Consider the following 589-nt stretch of genomic DNA (forward strand, 5'->3'; position numbering starts at 1 on the left):
ACGGTCGCTCCCAGTTTGTCGATGAACCCGCGCATGACGCGCAAGGCGATCTCGCAGTCGTTGGCCGAAACCCGCTCGGCCGGATTGTGGCTGATGCCGCCTTCGCACCGGATGAACAGCATTGCCGTCGGACAGAGCGAGGCCAGGATCATCGCGTCGTGCCCGGCGCCCGAGACGAGGCGGAACGGCGAGACGCCCGCATCGTCGATTGCGGCATCCATCAGCGCCATCAGCGCAGGATCGCAGGGACTGGCCGGCAGGTCCTGGAGCAGGCGGCAGATATAGCGGACGCCGCGTTCCCGCGCGATCGCCTCGAATCCGCTACGGATGGTCAGTGCCGCGGCATCTCGGCCCGCGTCGCTTGCAGCGCGGACATCGAGCGTGAAGCGCACCTCGCCGGGCACGACGTTGGCGGCGCCGGGATACACCTCGATCGAGCCGACCGTGGCGACGAGATCGGCGTCGCCTGCCCGGGCGACCTCTTCTGCCTTCGAGATCATCGCAGCCGCGGCAGACAGGGCGTCGCGGCGCAGGGCCATCGACGTGGTCCCGGCATGGCCCGCGCGGCCCGTGACGGTGATCGCATAGC

At 69.3% G+C, this 589-nt stretch carries 1 protein-coding gene; it reads right to left on the bottom strand.

Features of this window, described 5'->3' with window-relative positions; genetic code table 11:
• Window positions 1-539, bottom strand: a 539-nt coding sequence (locus AACY52_RS29430) for a M20/M25/M40 family metallo-hydrolase (RefSeq protein ID WP_339561239.1), incomplete at its 3' end; no start/stop codon positions are given.
• Between the last annotated feature and the right edge of the window lie 50 nt (window positions 540-589).

Origin of the sequence: Pseudomonas sp. EA_65y_Pfl1_P113 (assembly GCF_963970525.1) — a bacterium.
Taxonomy (GTDB): Bacteria; Pseudomonadota; Gammaproteobacteria; order Pseudomonadales; family Pseudomonadaceae; genus Aquipseudomonas; species Aquipseudomonas tritici.